The sequence below is a fragment of the Bradyrhizobium sp. Leo78 genome, from assembly GCF_059512425.1.
In genome coordinates, this window is record NZ_JCAMOT010000262.1 from 1 (window position 1) to 400 (window position 400).

The following is a 400-nucleotide window of genomic DNA, read 5'->3' on the forward strand; positions in this document are numbered from 1 at the left end:
ATCTCGGAAACCAGCTCCGCCGTCTTGCGAATGTCGGGCACCAGGCGGCCGAGCATCTCGCCAGCTTCTTGGGCGGCCGTCACGGTATCGCTCGACATCGAACTGATTTCGGCGGCGGCTGGCTGGCTGCGTTCGGCCAGCTTGCGCACCTTCGAGGCGACGACCGCGAAACCCTTGCCGTGTTCACCCGCACGAGCGGCTTCCACCGCCGCGTTGAGGGCAAGCAGATCGGTCTGACGGGCGATTTCCTGCACGATGCTAATCTTCTGGGCGATCGTGCGCATGGCATCGACCGCGCGGGAGACGGCTTCGCCGCTGGCTTCCGCATCCTTGGCGGATTGACGCGCGATCTTCTCCGTCTGGGCGGCATTGTCGGCATTCTGCTTGATGTTGGAGGCCA

General features: G+C 64.5%; 1 protein-coding gene. It reads right to left on the reverse strand.

The features are described 5' to 3' along the window. On the reverse strand, positions 1-400 hold a 400-nt coding region (locus AC5ZG1_RS44590), incomplete at both ends, for a methyl-accepting chemotaxis protein (RefSeq protein ID WP_496136599.1).